This window comes from Fodinibius sp. SL11 (assembly GCF_052060035.1).
Lineage (GTDB): Bacteria > Bacteroidota > Rhodothermia > Balneolales > Balneolaceae > Fodinibius.
Genome location: NZ_JBPOEA010000008.1, coordinates 69,729 through 88,497, shown reverse-complemented (window position 1 = coordinate 88,497; position 18,769 = coordinate 69,729). Strand labels below are relative to the sequence as shown.

Genomic DNA, 18,769 nt, shown 5'->3' with positions numbered 1-18,769 from the left:
AATAGGATTCATAACCATCCGTTTCTAAATCCTGCTTTTTTTAATCCATTCACAAGATGCCTGGATCCACGCATAAGCTTCCAGATCAATCCAGACCTATAATTTTCGATCATCAAGACAACCGGACCAAGATTGATACCATAATGATAGGAAGACGTCCACCCATCCCGGTTTTTTTGGTTATTGGGATAACTAAGATTGAAACTACATCTCAGGCAATATTTCCCGGTAATCTGGGGATACACGTCTTGGAAATTTTGGATGGTTGGCAATACAATTTCAGGGGCGAAGGGTAGCGAAGCGACTACAGCCCACGGGGCAACCGTGCCATCATCGGGTCCGTAGGGTGCGCCACGGGCGATATAGCCAAAGAAGGAGCGTTCAATGCCGTTGACTTTTTTTGTGCTCCAACCCGGGCCGTCACTGGCTGTTATTCCCCAGAAATTTTCCCCGTAGCCTTTAAAGTCTAATGGATTTCGTATGGCGTAATCACGCTGGATATAGGTAGCACGACTGCTGTTTTCAAAATAGTCGATTCCTTTTTCTCGCATAAAAGCGTCCTGGATACCACGAAAATCGATCCAGATATGGGAATATTGGTGGATGAACAGCGGTCCGCCGTAGATGAATTCATAGCCATATATCTTTTTCCATTCATAGGAAGAAGTCCAGGCTTTGTAGCTTTCCTTCGGCAACGGTTGGGACGGAGAGCCAAGAGCAAGGAAGTACAGGAGCCCAGCCTCGTCATATCCTTCCCACCGATATGGCAGAAAGCCGTCCTCTGGTGTCCACCCGTGGGTGATTGTGGCCTTACCGTTGCAGGCCCATTTCCAATCGACACGGCGGTAAATGTCATCGGCCAGGTTACGTATTTCCTGTTCCTGTTTGGTATCGAGGTCAAAAAAAGTGGCAGCCAGAAGCATGCCAGCCAGCAGAATACCAGTATCGATCGTCGACAACTCGCACTTTCCAGCACGTTTCCCAGTCTTCATATCCAGAAAATGATAATAGAACCCTTTGTGTCCGGTAGCATTTGGAGCGGGACTTTGTTCGCTGGTCCAAAAGAAGCGCAGGGTGGATAAGGTACGTTGAATTGCTTCCCTTCGTGATATCCAGTCGCGTTCGACTCCTACCACATAGGCTCCTAGTGCAAAACCGACCGATGCTATACTGGCAGGCGAACCCAACTGTGAATTGTCTGCTACCAGCCCGTTATTCGGATTGGTTTCATGCAAGAAATAATCGAAAGCGTGGCGTTGCAACCTATCCAGTCTTTCACTATCAAAGTCGGAAGGTGGTTCGTGTTCTGTTGGTATCTTATCGAATCGAATATTTTCTGATTTTTTTGGAAGCTGGCGAAATGCTTCTTCTGTTATCCTTTGGGTAGAAATACCATCATAGAGTTTATCCTCTATAGCCTTAATTACCTGGTCAATCACTTTAGAATCAGCACCGGTAGCAACCAGCATGCGGCGAAGCTTAGCCTCATTGAAAGGCTCTTGTTCTCCGGATGCTTTTGTGACGTTTATCGTAGCCATAGGTAAAGTAGTTACTGATGGTCTTGGACTGGTAGGGTACGATAATACTTTTTGTCAACCTGTTGTCGCCATTGATATCGATCTAAAATACTTTTGACTTTCGAAATTGCAGGCTTTTCGTGATAGGTCTCATTTAAGGAGAGTACTGGTAGAATCAAGGGATTTCCCAGTTCAGATATCAACTCTTTTGCTTGTTGTGTATCAAACCGTAAGTCGATAAAGGAAAACGATTGTTGTTTCTCTCTTAGCAGGTTTACTAATTTCTGGAGGTATTCACACCATTCCTTGCAGTAAATAATTAAAGTAGGATCCCTTTCGAGGTGGTTATTATCAGAGTATTTCATTTAGTCATCTCATTTTTATTGGTATTGCAAATATCCTGGGCTTCCTTCAACACTTGATTCTTTTTGCGGCTGTCCAGTCCTATGCTAGTCAGGATCTTATCATTCTCACATAACTGTTGGCAAAAAACGATATTCTGCTGAAGCAACTGCTGTTTATCTTTCTTACTAAGGGTTGAAAGACAAGTAATAGGATGGAGATTCACTTTGCTAATAAGATCTTTCAGCCCATTATTTTGGGGATAGTCCCAACTTAACAGTTTAAGATCGATGCATTTGCCATACTGCAGGGCATCCTTGGTAAATCGAGTATTGGTTACCACCCATCCCTGGTGTTGCTTGTCTTCGTGACCGGGCTGGCTACTCCAGTTTCTTTCCACATCCTTGAATCGTGATTGAATGTAAAGGGGGACTTTTACATTACATTTATGCCCTTTTCGGTTGTGAAATTTGCATTCTATCATGAAATGCTTGTTATCCTTCTCAGCAATCACATCAATTTCATGGGATACGCAGTTGCCCTCCACAACAATTCCTGTTTCAGTTTGGTAGCCTAACCTTTTAAGTAGTTCGCCAACAAACTTTTCAAAGGGATAACCAGTAGGTCCCAGTTCCAATAATGCTTCTTTTAACTTATAACGTCCGGCGGAGCGATCGGAATACTGTCTGAGCAGTCGAAAAGCCCTTTTATAGATCTCCTGAGTGGAAATGCCATTATAGAGTATCTCACTGATTACATTTGTAATTCGATCAATAATTTGTTGATCAGCACCTGCACTGTTGAGTGAACGCCGAAGTTTATTTTCATCAAATGATTCTTTTTCTCCGGATGCTTTGGTGACTGTGATCGGTGTCATATTTTAGACCATTATTGAATTGAAATAACTACAAATTTGATTGTCCAGTATTACCGGACCGTTGAATAAACTGTTTCCAGTTGTCTTTCGCCGGAAGGAAGGCCGGCACGTTTCGTTTGTACTGGAGATACTCTTCACCAAACTCTTCAATTACCTTCTTCTCTTCCCTTCGGGCAAGCAGGACATAAGCGATTACGATCACCGGAAACAGACCAACGGAAAATATAGTCGGCCAGTGAATGACCCCCTCTCCAAAAAGCCCGATAAACAATCCAGTGTATTGGGGATGTCTGACCAGGCTGTATAATCCGTCGGTTGCCAGCCTGTTTTCCTGCTTGGCATGGTAAAGCTGACGCCAGCCCTGGATAAAAATTCCGAAGCCAATAAAAAGCAGGGCATAGCCCAGAATCATTGAGATCATCATGCCGGTCTGCCCCATACCTAATATTGTGGACCAGAGATTGGCATCTACAGACCCGCTGTCAATTCCCAAGAATCGCGCCATCAAATAAATAGTAAGGGGAAAGCCATACATCTCTGCATACAATGCAATGATAAAGCCTTGAATTAAACCAGCTCCCACCCACTCCCGCCAGGATTTGGGTGCCATGTACTTGTATAATAGCCAAGAAGCAATAACGATAACAAAAAGCGCTATAACCCAGGCTCCTGAATGTTCAATTCCTCGTTCCATGTAATTGCTCCGTTCAGTTAAAAGAGTTTTTGGTAATGAAAATGGATCATTTCCTAAATAAACCGTTGCTTAATACCCAGTGATCGATTTGTTTTGTCTATCGATTTTTCGGGATTGGATTCTAAGCCGGTTAGTGCCCGAATGGCATCGATGGTTTCGGGAATTACAATGGCCTGGTTATCAACCAGGTAGGCGTAGTAAAGCTCGTCTCCCTCCACTTTCAACATATCTTCCCATATGGCCACCTCGTACATATCACCATGGGGGCGGCCTATGTCCAGCATTAATTCCTTCACTGCATTGTTAGCTGATAATTCATCATCCATGCGTATAAAAGCGGTTCGGGATGAGGTGCCAAACGCTTCCAGCACTTCCTCTTTGGATGCTTCCTTTGTCAATTGCACGGTCCAGTAGTGTAGGTGGGAAAGTGTTTCCGGTACTTTAACTGCTGCCGTCACTACATCCAACTCGGGATCCACGCTCTGAGCATCCGGCCCCTGGTGACTTGGAATTTCCGGTTCGGGAACCAGCGTATTCATGATGCCACTCTTATGGCTTTCCCACGGATCGGTAGCCCGACGTAGCAGCGTGCCACGCGCTTTCTTGAGCAGTCCGGCCCGTTTCAACGCACCTAGGGTTCGCACAATGGAGGTGGTGTTGCAGGAAACAACCCTGGTTGAATCTCTTCCCACCGCTGAGTCGTAGTTGGATTCGGCACTGAAGGAGTGACCGGTTGTTTCATGTTTTTCACCACCCTGTACGATATATTTCACCCCTGCTTGCCGGTATTTTTCAGCATTTTGAGCACCGAATTTTTTGGGAGCACAGTCCACAACCACATCGGCGATAGATACTAAATCATCAAGGTTGCCGGCCACGGGTATGTGGGAATCGTCCATGGCTTGTCGTCCTTCCTCCGTATTGGCAAATACACTATATTTTTTGGCTGCAACTTTAATCCGCCAGTCGGCAGCTACATCTCCAATGCCAATAAGCTCCATATCATCCTGTAGGGCTACAGCCTCCGCTACTCTTTTCCCGATTACTCCATAGCCATTTACGGCAACTTTAATTTTCTTCATAGGTTCAGCCTTAAATTTTAATTGCTTTGGTTTAAGATTTTTTTCCGTTCCTCGAACTCTTCCCGTTCAATTTCCCCGCGGGCAAATCTTTTCTTTAGTATTTCCATGGCATTCTCTTCCAGTTCTGTTTTGGGGCGATAGGGGATGACATTGAAAACTACCAGAAGGATAATCCCAACCACAATGAGCCACCAAATCCAATGCATGCCTATAAAGTGATGATCGTAAAACATAAATCCTGATGTTTTAATTAACAGTTGGTAAATACAGCCAGCACTGTATTTAAACTAATAGCAAGATAGGAACAGACGCCTTAAAACAAGCTTAAATTGGAAGAGGAGTTTTCTTAATCCTGAATTTGTGGGGCTGCCTGTTTATCAAGGAGTATCTTATTCAGATTGGAATTTGTAATTATCCCCCTAAGTTTGCCGTTTTCAATAACTGGATAAATGGTTTGGTCTTCCAATTGAAGGGCATCAATTACATCAGCCAATAATAAATTGGGTTCAAAACTTTTAACATCTTCCTGAATTAGATCAATTATTGGTTGTTCTGATTTACCTTCTTGAAGTGCTTGGATAACTGATCTATAGGAGACGAGACCTGCAAATTGATCTCCGTTTGTGACAACAAGTTCTGAGGATTGGTTTTCAAGCATCAGAGAAGTGGCTTGTGCTACTGTGGCACTCAGTGAAATACTTTGGAAATTTCCGGTCATGACATCTTTTGCTGATATCAGTTTCATAGATTCTGCCATAGAAACCTGTCGCGATTCAGCACCGGCACCAAGAAATACAAATACCCCGATAAATAGTAGAAACGGATTGTAAAAAAGTCCAAACAGGATGAAGCCTATGGCCAGTAGTTGTCCTACTGAGGCAGCAACTTGGGTGGCTTTGGCACGCTTCATCTTAAAGGCCAACAAGGCCCGAAGCATGCGGCCTCCATCCATTGGAAATGCCGGTATTAAGTTGAAAAGGACCAGAATGATGTTAATTGCGAGCAAATCAGACAGGAAATTACTCCCCGTTACGTGATGGCTAATATCCAATTGGCTCTGTCCGGTTACAATTATCAACAAGAATAGCACAATGGCAATGACCACATTTACTGCAGGACCGGCAGCCGCAACAACTAATTCTTGCCTGGGATCTTCGGGCATTCGCTCAAGCCTTGCTACTCCACCAATGGGTAATAAATTGATATCCTGTGTGTCGATCCCATACTGACGAGCTGCCAGAGCATGTCCAAATTCGTGCAGCGTAACACAAGCAAACAGCAAGGCCAGAAAGAACAACCCTGTTATAATTTCAAAAAGTCCGTGCCCTAGTTGCAGGTGCATCCAGGAGAGCCAAATGACCAGCAGGATGAAGGTCCAATGGATAAAGACTTTAATGCCTGCTGGTTTGCCGATGTATAGCGACCATTTCATGATGGATTACTTTCCACCTGTTCATCCGCACCCAATCCAATATTGTATATAGCCGCTATTAATGCACCAACCAGCCAACCCAGGATAAAGGTTTGTATGATCCCAAAAAATGCATCCAATGGCGGGACACTCATACGAATTATGGGTTCTACATCCAGTCCATGCAAAAGGCTGTTAAAGAAGAAAATAGTTCCCTCTCTTCCCACCGAAACCATTAGGATAATACAACCGATATAAAGAACAGCGCCGGTTGTGCCAATGGCCAGCCCCATTTTTTTGATGTTTAGTGTTTTCATAGTGACCTCCGAATTTTAATGTTGGTGATCTTGATGTTTGGATCCTTTTCCGTGGTGACCAATCATCAGGATATGGCAGGCAAACATCGCTGCGATAAACAGAAAGATGGATACGTTACTGCTCAGCCCCAGCATTGGGGCGAAAAACAGAAGCAGAAGTGGAACACCACATCCAATAATCATCCAAAGGGTATGCTTGCTCATTTTCATGTGATATGGTTAGTTGTTGGTAAGTGAGCTTTTGAGCCTGTTGAACTCTTCTTTTGATATTTCACCGGTTTGAAATCGTCTCCGGTTAACTTCGACGGTTGCATTTCTGATTTCAAGCCGGTGCTTGCCGCGCAGAGCAAGATACCAGATCAGAAGAAAGACCCCGGCAAGAAGTAGCCACAGTACCGGGGCCCAATGAGTATTTAGAGCGTTTAGCCAGTCCATGATCAGTTATGATGTTGCTCGTGGCTGTTGCCTTTCATGCCGTCTTTTTTGTTCATCATTCCCTGGCCATCCATCATGTTACCCTGCATCATCTGCATGCACTTCATATGCATTTTCATCATGGATGAATCGCCCATCATCTCCATCATTTTAGAGTGATTCATATTGCCATCCATCATAGACTGCATCATGTCCATGTGTTTTTGCATGCGCTCCTTCATCTGGGGATCATCCATCATCTTTTGCATATTGCCCATCATCATGGTACTGTCCATGTTCATCGAACCCATCATCTGTTGCATCATTTGTTGCCGCATTTGAGGATTCTGGGCCATATGCTGCATCATCATGGCACGCATGGTGGAGTCCTGCATCATTTCCATCATCTGTTGCCTTTTTTGCGTCATATCTCCCTGCTTCTGCTGGGCCATACCCATGGTTGTAATGAGTAGCATGAAGGATAGAATCATTGTTAATCGTTTCATAGTAGTCACCTTTAATTTGGATTAAATTCCAGTTTAATTTTTTATTATAAGTTGCTAATTACCTTTTCTAATCTCTTTCGGACCTCGTCCGCAATAGGCTGAAGCCCATCATTGGATACGGCTTGCATCGAAGCCACAGGGTTGACGGCCGAAACTTCTACCGTGCCATCTTCATTTTCTTCTACAATGACGTTACAGGGCAGCATCACGCCAATCTTGTCTTCCGCCTGCAGCGCCTTGTGGGCAAAGTTTGGATTACAGGCGCCCAGGATTTTATACTTTTTAAAATCTACATCCAGCTTCTTTTTCAGGGTATCCTTGACGTCAATTTCCGTTAACACGCCAAATCCCTCTTCTTTGAGTAGGCCGGTTACTTTTTCTATGGCCTTATCATAGGAGAGATCGACTTTCTGTGAAGTGAAATATTCCATAGTGTTTTGGTCTTTTAAGATTCAATGGGTTTTGATGTTCTACTGTAACATACAACAACCTCCCTTAAAGCAACCTTAAAGTGCGCAAGAGTTAATTAAGAACTGTTGCACCCTCTTTACCGTCACGAATTCTTGTTACCTTTTCTATGGGGCAGACAAAGAGTATACCATCTCCTTTGTGACCCGTTTTCCCATGCTTCTTAATAATGTCGATAACTGTAGCTACATCGTCTGATTCCACTGCAATTTCAACCTTTGCAACATGCGTATGCATGGCCGGGAAGTTAAGGGATCCATGCTGATCATTGGGGTCGCTAAATCGACCTGTGCCTTCACCTTCGAAAACAGTCATGCAACAGTAGCCTTCTTTTCGGAGTGCCGTATATACATCTTCCAGTAACATGGGTCGGATGTACGCTTTGACAAGTTTCATAATAACCTCGGATTTAGCGTTCAATTTTAAGGAATCGGGCATTAATAGCCACGATCACCGTACTAAGCGACATTAACACAGCACCAAGGGCAGGGCTTAGGATAATGCCGTAGGTGTATAAAACCCCTGCAGCCAACGGTATCGCAAAGGCGTTGTATCCCGTAGCCCACCACAAGTTCTGAACCATTTTCTTGTATGTCGCTTTTGCAAGTGCAATTAATGAAGCTACATCTTTGGGATTGCTTTGGGTAAGGATGATATCCCCGGTTTCTACAGCCACATCAGAACCCGCTCCAATAGCAATTCCCACGTCGGCCTGTGCCAGAGCCGGTGCATCATTAACACCGTCGCCGGTCATGGCCACTTTGAGTCCGCGCTGTTGTACTTCTTTTATTTTAGCAGCTTTTTCTTCGGGCAACACTTCTGCGAAGAAGTCATCCAGTCCGAGCTCGTTGGCTACATAGGCGGCTGTTTGCCGGTTATCGCCGGTAAGCATGATACACTGGATACCCATATCGTGGAGGCTTTGAATAGCCTCTCGGGAATCTTCCCGGATACTGTCGCCTAGGGCAATCGCTCCCTGCAGTTGGTCGTCAATAATGACGAACACGACGGTTTTGCCCTGTCCTGAAAGCTGCTCATACTGTTCGGTTGGATGGGTAATGTTATTTTCACGCAGGTAACCCGGGCTTACCACTTTGACCTGTTTGCCATCCACGCGACCTTCAATTCCTTTTCCTGTAATAGAGTTAAACTCCTCTACTTTCATCAACCCGTCGGTAGCTTTTACGATACCGCGGGCAATGGGATGTTCGGAGTTTTGCTCCAGCGAACCAGCCAGTTTCAGCAGTTCATCTTTATTTTCAAAGCCATTGAACGACAGGACGTCCGTTACTCCAAATTCACCGTGGGTAAGTGTCCCCGTTTTATCAAAGATAATGGCTCCGAGATTACGGGCTTCTTCAAAAGCGGTACGGTTGCGGATCAGGAACCCGTTTTGTGCGGCCAGACTGGTGGAAACGGCTACGACCAGTGGTACGGCCAGTCCCAACGCATGCGGACAGGCAATAACCATGACCGTAACAGTGCGTTCCAGGGCGAATACAAAATCTTCGGTGGTAAAGAAGGTCCACGCAAAGAAAGTAAGCGTACCAGCACCTAACGCAATGATGGTCAGCCAAAATGCGGCGCGATTAGCCAGATCCTGGGTACGTGATTTGCTTTCTTGTGCTTGTCGAACAAGGTCAATGACCTGGGAGAGAAACGAGTCTTCACCCGTCCGATTTACTTCAATAGTCAGCGACCCTTCTCCATTTAAGGATCCCCCGATTACTTCGTCGTCTTTTTGTTTGGACACGGGCTTCGATTCTCCCGTCATCAGTGATTCATTAACCGATGACTTACCGTCAATTACCAGTCCGTCGGCCGGAATCTTTTCTCCGGGTTTGACCAGCACTTTAAATCCTTTTTGCAACTCTTCCAGAGGGACATCCTTTGTGGAACCATCATCTTGGACAACGTGGGCTTCCGACGGCATGAGCTTAGCCAGCTCTTCCAACGCACGTGAAGCGCTCATCACCGACTTCATCTCGATATAATGGCCGATCAGCATGATATCCACGAGGGTAGCAAGTTCCCAGAAGAAAACTTGTCCTTCTACCGCAAAGACTACCAGGGTGCTATATACGTAAGCAGCCGTAATGGCAACACCAATTAGGGTCATCATTCCCGGCTGGCGTTTTTTCAGCTCATCATAGAGTCCCTTCAAAAATGGCCAGCCGCCATAAAAGAAGACGACACTCGAAAGTACAAATGAGATATAGGTGTCACCTGTAAACTGGAGGGCATCCCCTAATCCCAGCAATTCCTGTATCATGTGAGAAAGAATCAGGATAGGAATAGTTAGAGCAATGGATATCCAAAACCGTTTTAGAAAATCCTCGGCCATGTGGGCATGGTGCTCGGCATGCCCGCCGGAGTGTTTGTCTTTTTTGTGATCGTGATGATGTTGATGCTCATTTTGGTGAGCATGAGAGTGATCAGTGTGTTCCATAATACCATCCTTAAGCTGTTTTTGAATACCCAATAGATTGTAGGGCTTTAGTTTTCAGGTATTATAGGAAAGGTAGGCTTAAATTAAGCTTAAAAAGCTTATTATTTTCTTAAAAGTGGCAATTACCTTGTGCTGGACACACTTAATAATTTGATCTGGTCGATTTAGTGAATGAGTTGATTGCCCGATACGGGTGAGAATGGGTTGATTTATTCAGGCATTCGATTCAGAAATTCTTCGGCATTTACAAACCCAACTATCCGGGCCTCTTCAATTTCATTTCCCTCATCATCCAGAAAAACAATCGTGGGTACACCAGCCACACCGAATTTTTTGCGGAGCGCTTCGGACTCGGCCGACTCATAATCGGTAAGATTTACCTTGATCGTCCGGTACGACTGCAAAGCCGCGATAACTTCCGGGTCGGTAAAAGTGATCCTGTCCAGTTCCAAGCAGGGTACACACCAGTCGGCCGTAAAGTCAAGCACGACAGGGATGTCTTCAGAAGCCGCGGTCTCCAGTTTGTCCGGGCTGTAGGTCTCCCAGTCTACCGTTGGCTTGGCTAGATTCATGATCACGAGCAATCCGCCGATCATACCGGCGATACCCACTACGCGCTTCACGCGCGAAAATATCTTTAAACTACGTCCCGAGGACTCCAAGAAACCAAGATAAATGCCGCCTAGGATCAATGTTGGAGGCAGGGTGTACAATACGTATTTGGGGAACCATGCTAGTGCCAGGAAGAACAAAGCGGCACCGATTAACACAACACCAAACACTTTTTTCACCCATACCATCCACTGGCCGGATTTCGGCAGCTTGGAAAGCAGGTTGCTAAAGGTACCGAGGATGAGATAAGGTAGTCCGAGTCCAACGGCCATAACAAAAAAAGTAAAGAAGCCGAACAACGGATCGCCTTGTGCACCTACGAAGGTCAGCAGCGCAATAACCGGCGGACCGATGCAGGGCGCGGCAAAAATGCCCACCATGATACCGGAAAGAAAAAGACCTGTCGGTCCGACAGCCTGTTGGGAACCACCAAGTTTTTGGAGCACCCACTGTGGTGGCTGTAGCTCGTACAGCCCGAACATGCTCAACGCCATTGTCAACAGAATAATACCGACGGCACCCAACACTACCGAACTCTGCAGCCAGCTTCCAAACAGGCTGCCGGTATAGGCAGCGGCTACTCCGAGTACGCTGTACATACTTACGATGCCCAGCACATAGATCGAAGCCATTCCAAAAGACTGCAGGGTATTTGTTTGCTGGTCAGCTCGTCCGCCAAACAGGGACACCGTAACCGAGAGCATGGGATACACGCACGGCGTAAGATTCAGCGCCAGCCCGATCAGGAAAATACCGAGGAAGGCCAAAATAGACCCGCGCTCGTCAAACATGGAAGCTATAGAATTGTCACTCAGTGAGGCAGAGGATGAGCTTATGGATTCCCCGGCATTTCCAGAAAAAAGTTTTTGATTGATGGATTGGAAACCGGTATTGGTCGCTGTAACGTCAACCGGTATGGAAATATCGATGGTGGATGGCGGCAGGCAAGACTTGTCGTCACAGGCTTGCACACGCAGGCTGCCGTTCAGCGTATAGGTGCCAGGCTCCAGTTCAGAAGAAGCTTTCAGTGTGACAAATATAGGTGCATTTCCATGGTACACATCCAGTGGTTCCTCGGCAAAAGCAAAGCTAAACCGCTCCGACTTCGGATATTGTATTTCGGATACTGTAAGCCCGGTTTGATCATTGATATTTAATTCCGTGCCAATAAGATAATCAAGGGTAGGCTCGTGGGCATTTACGTGCCATCTCTCCTCGATATTCATTACCACTGCAGCAGCAACCGTATCTCCAGCCGGAACTACATTTTGAGAAAGTTTGACCTCTGCCTCCACTTTTCCAGCACTTCCTGCTGGTTGGGCAGAAATTTTGCTCCCAATCCCGAATAAAAAGAGGATTGCCAGTGAAGAAAGTATGAATTGATGTACCTTCATAAGACCCTAGACAATTTCAATAGTTAGAAGTTAGCTTTCTTCTGCTAGTAATTCTTTTATTCTCGGTTCCAACTCTTTTTTCGTAACCGCTCCGACCGCAAAATAGCGCAGGTTGCCTTGCCGGCCGATAATGTAAGTGGTCGGAATACCCATGGTCGGGCCATATTTTTCCATTACAGTTCCATCGGTGTCGATGTACATTGGATACGTTACGTCATATTCCTCCATAAACGGACGCACCACCGATTCGCCCTGCTCGTCGATGGAAACCCCGAGAGTGACGTAACCCTCGTCTTTATATTTTTCATACAAATCAACCAGCTCAGGCGTTTCCTCTCGGCATGGGGCACACCAGGTGGCCCAGATATTCATCAGTACGACTTTTCCCTTTTGATTGGAAAGGCGAAAAGTCTCTCCACTCAGAAGATCTACTTCAAAGTCCGTGGGCTGCGCCTCTTTTTGGGCCGGATACAACGGAGCCGAAGCGGGGTCAAGCCGTTTAACAGGTTCGGTTGTACTTTTACTTTGGGCCTGCTGTTGAGGAGTATTGTTTTGTTTGGCTCCACAAGCTGTGAAAATTAGCAATGAAGCTAAGTAGATAACGTATTTCATGATTTTACCAGTTTTCCTGTTGAGTAATTATTTCTTACACATTTCCCTATTGAAGGGGCTAGACGAGAGGTGGTATCTACTTGTTGATCTCAAGGTTGTTGCGTTTCCGTATCCGTTCTTCGAGACTTCCACTTACTCTTCAGAACGATTTGGCCTGTTGGCGTAATTACCTCTCTGGGTCCGGGTTCTTCCATGGGAAATTTATTGATACCCACATTCGGATCCCGGTCATCCGGTACATAATGATTATGCGAACCATGATTTACCGCCGTATAAGGTTTCGGGTTAAAAAAGCCCAGAGAATCAGCCAGTGCAAAGCCGGCAGCAATGAGTACTCCCAGTATAAACAGGTATTTGTATTTATTTTTGGATGTCATAGCGTTACTTATGGTTTGATCTTTCCAAAATAAGCGACTTGGTCGGGTCCATTAAAAAAGTATACGTCAACTAGTCCGGGTTCTTCTGTCATACCTGGGGATTGAGCCGGCATGCCGGGTACGGCAATACCTTTGGCGCCGGGTTGTTTTTTAAGCAGTTCCCGAACCGCTTTGGCCGGCACATGACCTTCTACTACGTAGCCCTCAACGACTGCAGTGTGGCAGGCACTGAGTTTGTCCGGAATACCTTTTTGTTTTTTAATGGAGGCAAGCGTATCCGTCGGCTGTTCTGTCACCGAAAATCCGTTTTGCTCCATATAAGTGGCCCATTTGGAACAACATTGACAGTTCGGATTTTTGAACATAGTCACATTGACCGACTCGGATTGCGCGAGGGCTACATCTTCTGTATTGGTTTTATGTTGTTTTTCCTGAGAGCAGCCAATAATGCCGCTAATCAGTACGAGAACTGTCAGGAAATATGATCGTGTAATTTTGTATGTCATTATGATAGAATATTTATGGTAATAGAATTAAAAAAGTGATATCGGGTTGGATACTACTTACTTAGAAAACAAAGTGAAGGAGAGTGGAGACACTGGAATTGAAAGCCCCGCTAAATAATACCCCTTAAAGGAGGGTTGTTAATTCAGGAAGGTGCTATTTATCAAGAAGATCGGAGGAGTAGAAAAAGATAACGAGATGTTCAGCGAAAGGTAATTGAATAGTCCGTTATCCTGTATGTGATTGGAAACCGTTTGAGCCGGCCAGATAGCTTTGGCAAACAACTTTTCTATGGGCAACAGGCTCGTCAGGTCGATAAAGGAATGGGAGAAAGATTGCTGGCAAACTGCCCTGAATGTACAACTGTCTATTTGATCTGTATAAGACGAACTATCTTTAATCTCAGGACAGCATTCAACAGACTCATTAGAAACATTGACCACAAGTTGTGGTGTGGTCGCCATTTGACAGAACAGGTTAACCGCATGAAGTGCAGAAGGCAAAACTATATTTGCTACAAACGTAATCAGCAACAACAATATAGCATGACGGTATTTCCTGATGTTTTCTTTCAATAGTTTACTTTAGTTACAAAATAACTACAAGAAGATAAGAAACTAGGTGACCATAATAAATTAAGGGGACAATAGATCATATTTGTTAGGTATTAGTTCAGGAGAGAATTATGGAATAGGGTTTCTTAAAACTTCCTACCTGGGTATCATTAATTTTGGTTGATTTCTAATATCGTGGCATACTTTGGCCTACTCATGAGAAAATATATCCATCCCCTAAAAATTAAGAGAACCAATACGGGATAGATGGTAGGAGGAATACCTTGGTGAATTAAGAAAAATGTCAAAGCTATTAAGATAATACCCAAGGTGACCAGTTCAATCAGCTTCCATGTTTGTGGATGGTGTTTCCTTTTATAGATAACTACATATAGAATTATGGGGCCTATTAATGTCCATACTATATTGGCATTCCATGTGGTAGCCGGATAAATGGAAAACAGCCAAAGAATGAGGATAAGAAATCCAATCCCGCCCACAATCCCAAAGAGCACACGATCAAACCAACGCCATAGGGATTGCTTATTAGGGAAGGCAATTCCAAGAGGTATCACAAGAACAAACAACGACCAGAATACAAGATTTGGAGTTAAAAGCGGCGGGTTGAGGGCAGCTTTATTAGAGGGAGTATAAATTGCTTGATTATCAACCAGGGCGACAGAGTTGTCACCATTTTGAATTTTGGCATTAGCAAAACGTTTTTTGAGAAAATTGGGTAAAAATAGCGTTTCTGATCCTGAAGGAATTTCATCGGCTGGAAGACCCAGTACCAGATTAACACCCAATTTGACCCAGGGAGCCGGTTCCAGGTAGGGATTAATAAACTGCCTAAAACTATTCTTTGCCGGATTTAGGGGCTTTTTGAACCACAGCGAATCACCGATGACTGCGTTAAGGGCCTCATATACCCGCGTGGTGCAGTTGTCATAAAAGAACTTGTAGGAGTAGTACCGGTTTTCAGGCCGGGCATTGGTCTGCAAATAGCGAAACAGTTGTTGGGTTTGCTCCGGGCTTAGGTTTAGCCGCTGCTCGGTGATGATACGCCCATCTCTTAGATATGCTTTCTTCGCATTTTCAAACGTTGTGGTGGAAAGAAAGTACCGAAGGTTGCCCAAAGCAAATTTCCAATAGAAACCTTCGGCATCGAAATCAAACGTACCGTAATTATAGGTACGATCAATTCCGGTTTTGGGATCGTAGATCCGTAAGGCCGTATGCCCAAAAAGGCTGTAAAGCTGATCTCCCGGAGCGGCCGTAATGAGACTAACTTGTGAATCCGCTGAAAGAGAGATTGATTGTGCTTTTGAAACGGTTGCATTAGCTATGGCCCAAACCAACAAAACTAGCAAAGGCTTACAAAAGTTTGATGAGAGATAAGAACAAAAAGAAAATCTCGGTAGCCAAACCGATTCTTCTCGTTGACTTTTATCTCTTCCCATCCAAGTTCAAATTTGCTTTGTATTATGCCTTATATCCAAGCAGCCGCAACGCATTAAATACCACAACTACTGTCGACCCTTCGTGACCAATGACGGCCCATCCCATACTCAAGCCGAGAATTGTAGCCGGTACCAGAATGGCAACCATGCCCAGGCTAATCCACAGGTTTTGCTTGATTATCGATTTGGTTTTGCGGCTCAGCCCAATGGCGAAGGGCAGCACGGAAATTTTGTCGGCCATCAGGGCCACGTCGGCAGTTTCTAGTGCCACATCCGAACCGGCAGCACCCATGGCAATGCCTACGGTGCTGTTGGCCATCGCCGGGGCGTCGTTTACTCCGTCGCCCACCATGGCTACATGCCCTTCGCTTTCCCGCAGCTTTTTGACCGCTTCCACTTTGTCTTCGGGCAGTAAATTACCTTTGGGATCGTCGATACCGATCTCCTTAGCAACAGCGTCTGCTACCCGCTGGTTGTCGCCGGTAAGCATAATCAAATGGGTCAACCCCATGTTCCGCAGTTTTTGAATAACATCCTTGGCATCTTCCCGGGGAGTATCCATGAGCCCCAGCATTCCAAGATATCGATCCCCATTGCGAACGATCATGGTTGTTTTCCCTTCGCCCTCCAGTTTTTCTACTTTTTGCTTGAGATCATCAGAGAGTTTTATGCCATCGGCCTCTTCAAACAATTCCGCATTGCCGATATGTACCGTGGAACCATTTAGCTTGGCCTTCACTCCACGTCCGGTGATCGATTCCAGATCTTCAGCTTCCGGTAAATCAATCCCATCTAACCGTTGCTTACCATCACGTACAACAGCATCGGCCAATGGATGGTCACTAAGACCTTCTACGGCAACAGCGGTACGTAGTAATTCCTGCTCATCCGCTCCTTCAAAAGTGATCACATCAGTAAGTTTGGGCTCTCCTTCCGTGAGGGTTCCCGTCTTGTCAAAAGCAAGCGCTTTGAGGATACCAAGGTTTTCCAGAGGTCTTCCGCCTTTAATGAGCACGCCGCCACGGGCAGCCCGTCCTACACCGCTAAGTACCGCGCTGGGGGTAGAAATGGCCAGCGCGCAGGGACTGGCGGCAACCAGTACAGCCATCGCCCGGTAGAAGCTGGCCGAAAATGGTTCATTAATGACCAAGAAAGCAAAATTCAGCAATACGACCAATCCTAATACCGCAGGTACAAAATACTTTTCAAATTTGTCTGTGAACTGCTGGGTGGGCGATTTCTGGGCTTCGGCTTCGTTAACCAGCTTGATCAGTCGAGAAAGTGTGGAGTCTTTAGCCAGTTTGGTCACTTTCACTTCGAGGCTGCCGTTTCCGTTGATGGTTCCGGCAAATACGCGGTATTTATCTTTAATAGAATCTACATCTTCGTCGATAGATTCAGGATTCTCATATTCCATCTTATCAACCGGAACGCTTTCTCCGGTGATGGGTGCTTGGTTGACGCTGCTTTCTCCATTGATAATCACTCCGTCGGCGGAGATCTTACTGTTGGGCTTGATCACAATAATATCCCCGACCTGCAACTTCTCAACAAGTACCTCTTCAGTAGCTCCATCCGTTTTTCGAAGCGCGGTTTTAGGTGCCAAATCAGCTAGCCCTTTGATGGCGTCCCGCGCTCTGCCCATAGCATAATGTTCAAGCGAATGCCCCAGACTGAAAAGGAACAAGAGCAGGGCTCCTTCTGCCCATTCGCCGAGAATGGCCGCGCCGACCGCGGCAATCAGCATCAGGAAGTCGATCTCAAAGTTTCCGGCTCTAACTTCGGTGTATGCTTCTTGCACAAGATAGTATCCTCCGAAGAAGTAGGAGCCGATATACAGCGCCAGCGAAACCCAGCCGGGCACGGTGCTCACATAGGAGAGGCCGAAACCTGTGGTAAGCAGACCGCCGCAGATCAGCGAGAAGATCAGCTCGGTTTTTTCTCCGAAGATGCCGCCGTGATCGTGATCGTGGGCATGCTCGTGTGATTCTTCATCTTCTTCATGCTTATGTGTATGCTCTGCGTCATTGTGGCCATGATCGTGCTTATCTTTGGGATGTTCATCATCTTTTTCCGCTAATTCTTTATGTTGATGGCTTTCATATTTGGATTCACTTGTCTCTTCATGTTCACCGGAGCCTTTTTGCTGCTCTTGGTCTTGTTTGGAACTCTCAGGCTGACCATCAACCAGGGTAATACTATCCTGATAACTGTTGGCCCGTTGTTTGACCGGCAGGTTCATTGCCTCCAGCATTTCAAGAATATTGTATTTTGTAATCATGGAGCGGTTGAACTCAATCCGTACCCACCCTGTGGCTCCCGCATAGGCATCCACTACCCCTTCCAGCCGTTGCAGCCGCCGGGTAACGGTACGAGCATGACGTGGATGACGGATACCGCTGACCTCAACTAACAGATGTCCAAAGGTATCGTGAAGTTGGGCCCCTGCCTGCCGGGCAAGGTTTTTGATCCTATGCAGCGAAATGACATCCGGTTCAAAATGAATACAGAGTTGAGATGTCGGTTCCCCATTGCTTTTAATGTGTGCTCGAAGAATGCCCTCCCGGCCTTCCAGCGTGCTGATCAGCCTGGTCACACACTTATCCTTCACGTCCGGAATGTCAGGCAGAAGTACCGGGAGGTTTAAGGTCAGTTTTTCCATAGTTCGTTTTTCTTTAAAATTTATTTATTAATGATCAGAGCGTACCCAATTCCAGGCCTCTTTAGACTGATCAATAGGGAAAAACATTAATTCTTCCTTGGTAATGGGATTGACGAGCTTCGTACCCCACTCTTGCCATTGTTTATCTCCAACTACCGCAATACGATCAAAATACCCAATGAATTCGGCATCAAGTTGCAAGTCTTTCCAAAACGCTGCGGTATCTGCCCATCCCCCAAAGTCTTCCAGAATCATGATTAAATGAGGATCATCAGTTACAGTTGTAAACTTGTTTAGAGCCGGTTTGAGGTCATCCAAGTCTGCTTTTGAAAGTTTGCCAGATACTTTGATGGCAAGAATATCGTCATCAGTATGAGCATTTAATTCAATCATAGTACTCTGTTATTTTAAGTTGTATTTAAACACTTTTTTTCAAGATACATGTTGGAGAGTATCAGCACTTGCATATTTTTGTAAATCTTGTGCAGGATTATGACTTTAAGGAAAATGGATGAAT

At 45.5% G+C, this 18,769-nt stretch carries 22 protein-coding genes; all 22 read right to left on the bottom strand.

Annotated features, from left to right (window positions below; translation table 11 throughout):
- Window positions 1-8: 8 nt before the first annotated feature.
- Entirely contained in the window at window positions 9-1,538 is a 1,530-nt protein-coding gene (locus ACQ76V_RS10615) for a glucoamylase family protein (RefSeq protein WP_441000477.1), read from the bottom strand.
- 11 nt (window positions 1,539-1,549) lie between these two features.
- Window positions 1,550-1,882, bottom strand: coding sequence for a glutaredoxin family protein (locus tag ACQ76V_RS10610; RefSeq protein WP_441000476.1), 333 nt, complete (start codon window positions 1,880-1,882; stop codon window positions 1,550-1,552).
- Window positions 1,879-2,736, bottom strand: a complete 858-nt coding sequence (locus ACQ76V_RS10605; protein WP_441000475.1) for a restriction endonuclease — start codon at window positions 2,734-2,736, stop codon at window positions 1,879-1,881. Before ACQ76V_RS10605 ends, ACQ76V_RS10610 begins: the two co-directional genes overlap by 4 nt.
- Window positions 2,737-2,764: 28 nt before the next feature.
- Window positions 2,765-3,430 (bottom strand): methyltransferase family protein, encoded by a 666-nt coding sequence (locus ACQ76V_RS10600; RefSeq protein WP_441000474.1) that lies wholly within the window; start codon window positions 3,428-3,430, stop codon window positions 2,765-2,767.
- A 53-nt stretch (window positions 3,431-3,483) separates the two neighbouring features.
- Window positions 3,484-4,512: a type II glyceraldehyde-3-phosphate dehydrogenase gene (locus ACQ76V_RS10595; protein WP_441000473.1), complete on the bottom strand. Its 1,029-nt coding sequence runs from the start codon at window positions 4,510-4,512 to the stop codon at window positions 3,484-3,486.
- A 17-nt stretch (window positions 4,513-4,529) separates the two neighbouring features.
- Window positions 4,530-4,745 carry an SHOCT domain-containing protein gene (locus ACQ76V_RS10590; RefSeq protein ID WP_441000472.1) on the bottom strand — a complete coding sequence of 72 codons (216 nt, stop codon included), beginning with the start codon at window positions 4,743-4,745 and terminating at the stop codon, window positions 4,530-4,532.
- A 113-nt stretch (window positions 4,746-4,858) separates the two neighbouring features.
- A complete protein-coding gene (locus ACQ76V_RS10585) occupies window positions 4,859-5,944 on the bottom strand; it encodes a site-2 protease family protein (protein ID WP_441000471.1) in 1,086 nt (361 codons plus the stop codon).
- The gene (locus tag ACQ76V_RS10580) at window positions 5,941-6,240 is read right to left on the bottom strand and encodes a DUF5676 family membrane protein (RefSeq protein WP_441000470.1); all 300 of its coding nucleotides are present in this window, start codon (window positions 6,238-6,240) and stop codon (window positions 5,941-5,943) included. The genes ACQ76V_RS10585 and ACQ76V_RS10580 overlap by 4 nt, the downstream gene beginning before the upstream one ends.
- A 15-nt stretch (window positions 6,241-6,255) precedes the next feature.
- A complete protein-coding gene (locus tag ACQ76V_RS10575; protein ID WP_441000469.1) occupies window positions 6,256-6,444 on the bottom strand; it encodes a hypothetical protein in 189 nt (62 codons plus the stop codon).
- Window positions 6,445-6,459: 15 nt separating this feature from the next.
- Window positions 6,460-6,675, bottom strand: coding sequence for a hypothetical protein (locus ACQ76V_RS10570; RefSeq protein WP_441000468.1), 216 nt, complete (start codon window positions 6,673-6,675; stop codon window positions 6,460-6,462).
- A gap of 2 nt (window positions 6,676-6,677) precedes the next feature.
- The gene (locus ACQ76V_RS10565) at window positions 6,678-7,160 is read right to left on the bottom strand and encodes a hypothetical protein (RefSeq protein ID WP_441000467.1); all 483 of its coding nucleotides are present in this window, start codon (window positions 7,158-7,160) and stop codon (window positions 6,678-6,680) included.
- Between the two features lie 44 nt (window positions 7,161-7,204).
- Window positions 7,205-7,591, bottom strand: coding sequence for a DUF302 domain-containing protein (locus ACQ76V_RS10560; RefSeq protein WP_441000466.1), 387 nt, complete (start codon window positions 7,589-7,591; stop codon window positions 7,205-7,207).
- Window positions 7,592-7,682: 91 nt separating this feature from the next.
- The gene (locus ACQ76V_RS10555) at window positions 7,683-8,024 is read right to left on the bottom strand and encodes a P-II family nitrogen regulator (protein ID WP_441000465.1); all 342 of its coding nucleotides are present in this window, start codon (window positions 8,022-8,024) and stop codon (window positions 7,683-7,685) included.
- A 13-nt stretch (window positions 8,025-8,037) separates the two neighbouring features.
- Window positions 8,038-10,077 (bottom strand): heavy metal translocating P-type ATPase, encoded by a 2,040-nt coding sequence (locus ACQ76V_RS10550; RefSeq protein ID WP_441000464.1) that lies wholly within the window; start codon window positions 10,075-10,077, stop codon window positions 8,038-8,040.
- A gap of 209 nt (window positions 10,078-10,286) precedes the next feature.
- Complete coding sequence (locus tag ACQ76V_RS10545) at window positions 10,287-12,083, bottom strand: cytochrome c biogenesis protein CcdA (protein ID WP_441000463.1); 1,797 nt, start codon at window positions 12,081-12,083, stop codon at window positions 10,287-10,289.
- 30 nt (window positions 12,084-12,113) lie between these two features.
- The gene (locus tag ACQ76V_RS10540; RefSeq protein WP_441000462.1) at window positions 12,114-12,668 is read right to left on the bottom strand and encodes a TlpA disulfide reductase family protein; all 555 of its coding nucleotides are present in this window, start codon (window positions 12,666-12,668) and stop codon (window positions 12,114-12,116) included.
- 116 nt (window positions 12,669-12,784) lie between these two features.
- Window positions 12,785-13,072 (bottom strand): hypothetical protein, encoded by a 288-nt coding sequence (locus tag ACQ76V_RS10535; RefSeq protein WP_441000461.1) that lies wholly within the window; start codon window positions 13,070-13,072, stop codon window positions 12,785-12,787.
- Between the two features lie 8 nt (window positions 13,073-13,080).
- Window positions 13,081-13,578: a DUF411 domain-containing protein gene (locus tag ACQ76V_RS10530; protein WP_441000460.1), complete on the bottom strand. Its 498-nt coding sequence runs from the start codon at window positions 13,576-13,578 to the stop codon at window positions 13,081-13,083.
- Window positions 13,579-13,716: 138 nt separating this feature from the next.
- A complete protein-coding gene (locus tag ACQ76V_RS10525; protein ID WP_441000459.1) occupies window positions 13,717-14,040 on the bottom strand; it encodes a hypothetical protein in 324 nt (107 codons plus the stop codon).
- Window positions 14,041-14,300: 260 nt separating this feature from the next.
- Window positions 14,301-15,488: an Lnb N-terminal periplasmic domain-containing protein gene (locus ACQ76V_RS10520; protein WP_441000458.1), complete on the bottom strand. Its 1,188-nt coding sequence runs from the start codon at window positions 15,486-15,488 to the stop codon at window positions 14,301-14,303.
- A gap of 124 nt (window positions 15,489-15,612) precedes the next feature.
- A complete protein-coding gene (locus ACQ76V_RS10515; protein WP_441000457.1) occupies window positions 15,613-18,252 on the bottom strand; it encodes a heavy metal translocating P-type ATPase in 2,640 nt (879 codons plus the stop codon).
- A gap of 27 nt (window positions 18,253-18,279) precedes the next feature.
- The gene (locus ACQ76V_RS10510) at window positions 18,280-18,645 is read right to left on the bottom strand and encodes an STAS/SEC14 domain-containing protein (protein WP_441000456.1); all 366 of its coding nucleotides are present in this window, start codon (window positions 18,643-18,645) and stop codon (window positions 18,280-18,282) included.
- Between the last annotated feature and the right edge of the window lie 124 nt (window positions 18,646-18,769).

Coding starts and splice junctions, on each gene's coding strand:
- ACQ76V_RS10605 (WP_441000475.1), bottom strand. CDS start 2,736: ATGACACCGATCACAGTCACCAAAGCATCCGGAGAAAAAGAATCATTT.
- ACQ76V_RS10570 (WP_441000468.1), bottom strand. CDS start 6,675: ATGGACTGGCTAAACGCTCTAAATACTCATTGGGCCCCGGTACTGTGG.
- ACQ76V_RS10600 (WP_441000474.1), bottom strand. CDS start 3,430: ATGGAACGAGGAATTGAACATTCAGGAGCCTGGGTTATAGCGCTTTTT.
- ACQ76V_RS10530 (WP_441000460.1), bottom strand. CDS start 13,578: ATGACATACAAAATTACACGATCATATTTCCTGACAGTTCTCGTACTG.
- ACQ76V_RS10515 (WP_441000457.1), bottom strand. CDS start 18,252: ATGGAAAAACTGACCTTAAACCTCCCGGTACTTCTGCCTGACATTCCG.
- ACQ76V_RS10615 (WP_441000477.1), bottom strand. CDS start 1,538: ATGGCTACGATAAACGTCACAAAAGCATCCGGAGAACAAGAGCCTTTC.
- ACQ76V_RS10560 (WP_441000466.1), bottom strand. CDS start 7,591: ATGGAATATTTCACTTCACAGAAAGTCGATCTCTCCTATGATAAGGCC.
- ACQ76V_RS10550 (WP_441000464.1), bottom strand. CDS start 10,077: ATGGAACACACTGATCACTCTCATGCTCACCAAAATGAGCATCAACAT.
- ACQ76V_RS10510 (WP_441000456.1), bottom strand. CDS start 18,645: ATGATTGAATTAAATGCTCATACTGATGACGATATTCTTGCCATCAAA.
- ACQ76V_RS10585 (WP_441000471.1), bottom strand. CDS start 5,944: ATGAAATGGTCGCTATACATCGGCAAACCAGCAGGCATTAAAGTCTTT.
- ACQ76V_RS10565 (WP_441000467.1), bottom strand. CDS start 7,160: ATGAAACGATTAACAATGATTCTATCCTTCATGCTACTCATTACAACC.
- ACQ76V_RS10595 (WP_441000473.1), bottom strand. CDS start 4,512: ATGAAGAAAATTAAAGTTGCCGTAAATGGCTATGGAGTAATCGGGAAA.
- ACQ76V_RS10610 (WP_441000476.1), bottom strand. CDS start 1,882: ATGAAATACTCTGATAATAACCACCTCGAAAGGGATCCTACTTTAATT.
- ACQ76V_RS10580 (WP_441000470.1), bottom strand. CDS start 6,240: ATGAAAACACTAAACATCAAAAAAATGGGGCTGGCCATTGGCACAACC.
- ACQ76V_RS10590 (WP_441000472.1), bottom strand. CDS start 4,745: ATGTTTTACGATCATCACTTTATAGGCATGCATTGGATTTGGTGGCTC.
- ACQ76V_RS10525 (WP_441000459.1), bottom strand. CDS start 14,040: ATGGCGACCACACCACAACTTGTGGTCAATGTTTCTAATGAGTCTGTT.
- ACQ76V_RS10535 (WP_441000461.1), bottom strand. CDS start 13,072: ATGACATCCAAAAATAAATACAAATACCTGTTTATACTGGGAGTACTC.
- ACQ76V_RS10575 (WP_441000469.1), bottom strand. CDS start 6,444: ATGAGCAAGCATACCCTTTGGATGATTATTGGATGTGGTGTTCCACTT.
- ACQ76V_RS10545 (WP_441000463.1), bottom strand. CDS start 12,083: ATGAAGGTACATCAATTCATACTTTCTTCACTGGCAATCCTCTTTTTA.
- ACQ76V_RS10555 (WP_441000465.1), bottom strand. CDS start 8,024: ATGAAACTTGTCAAAGCGTACATCCGACCCATGTTACTGGAAGATGTA.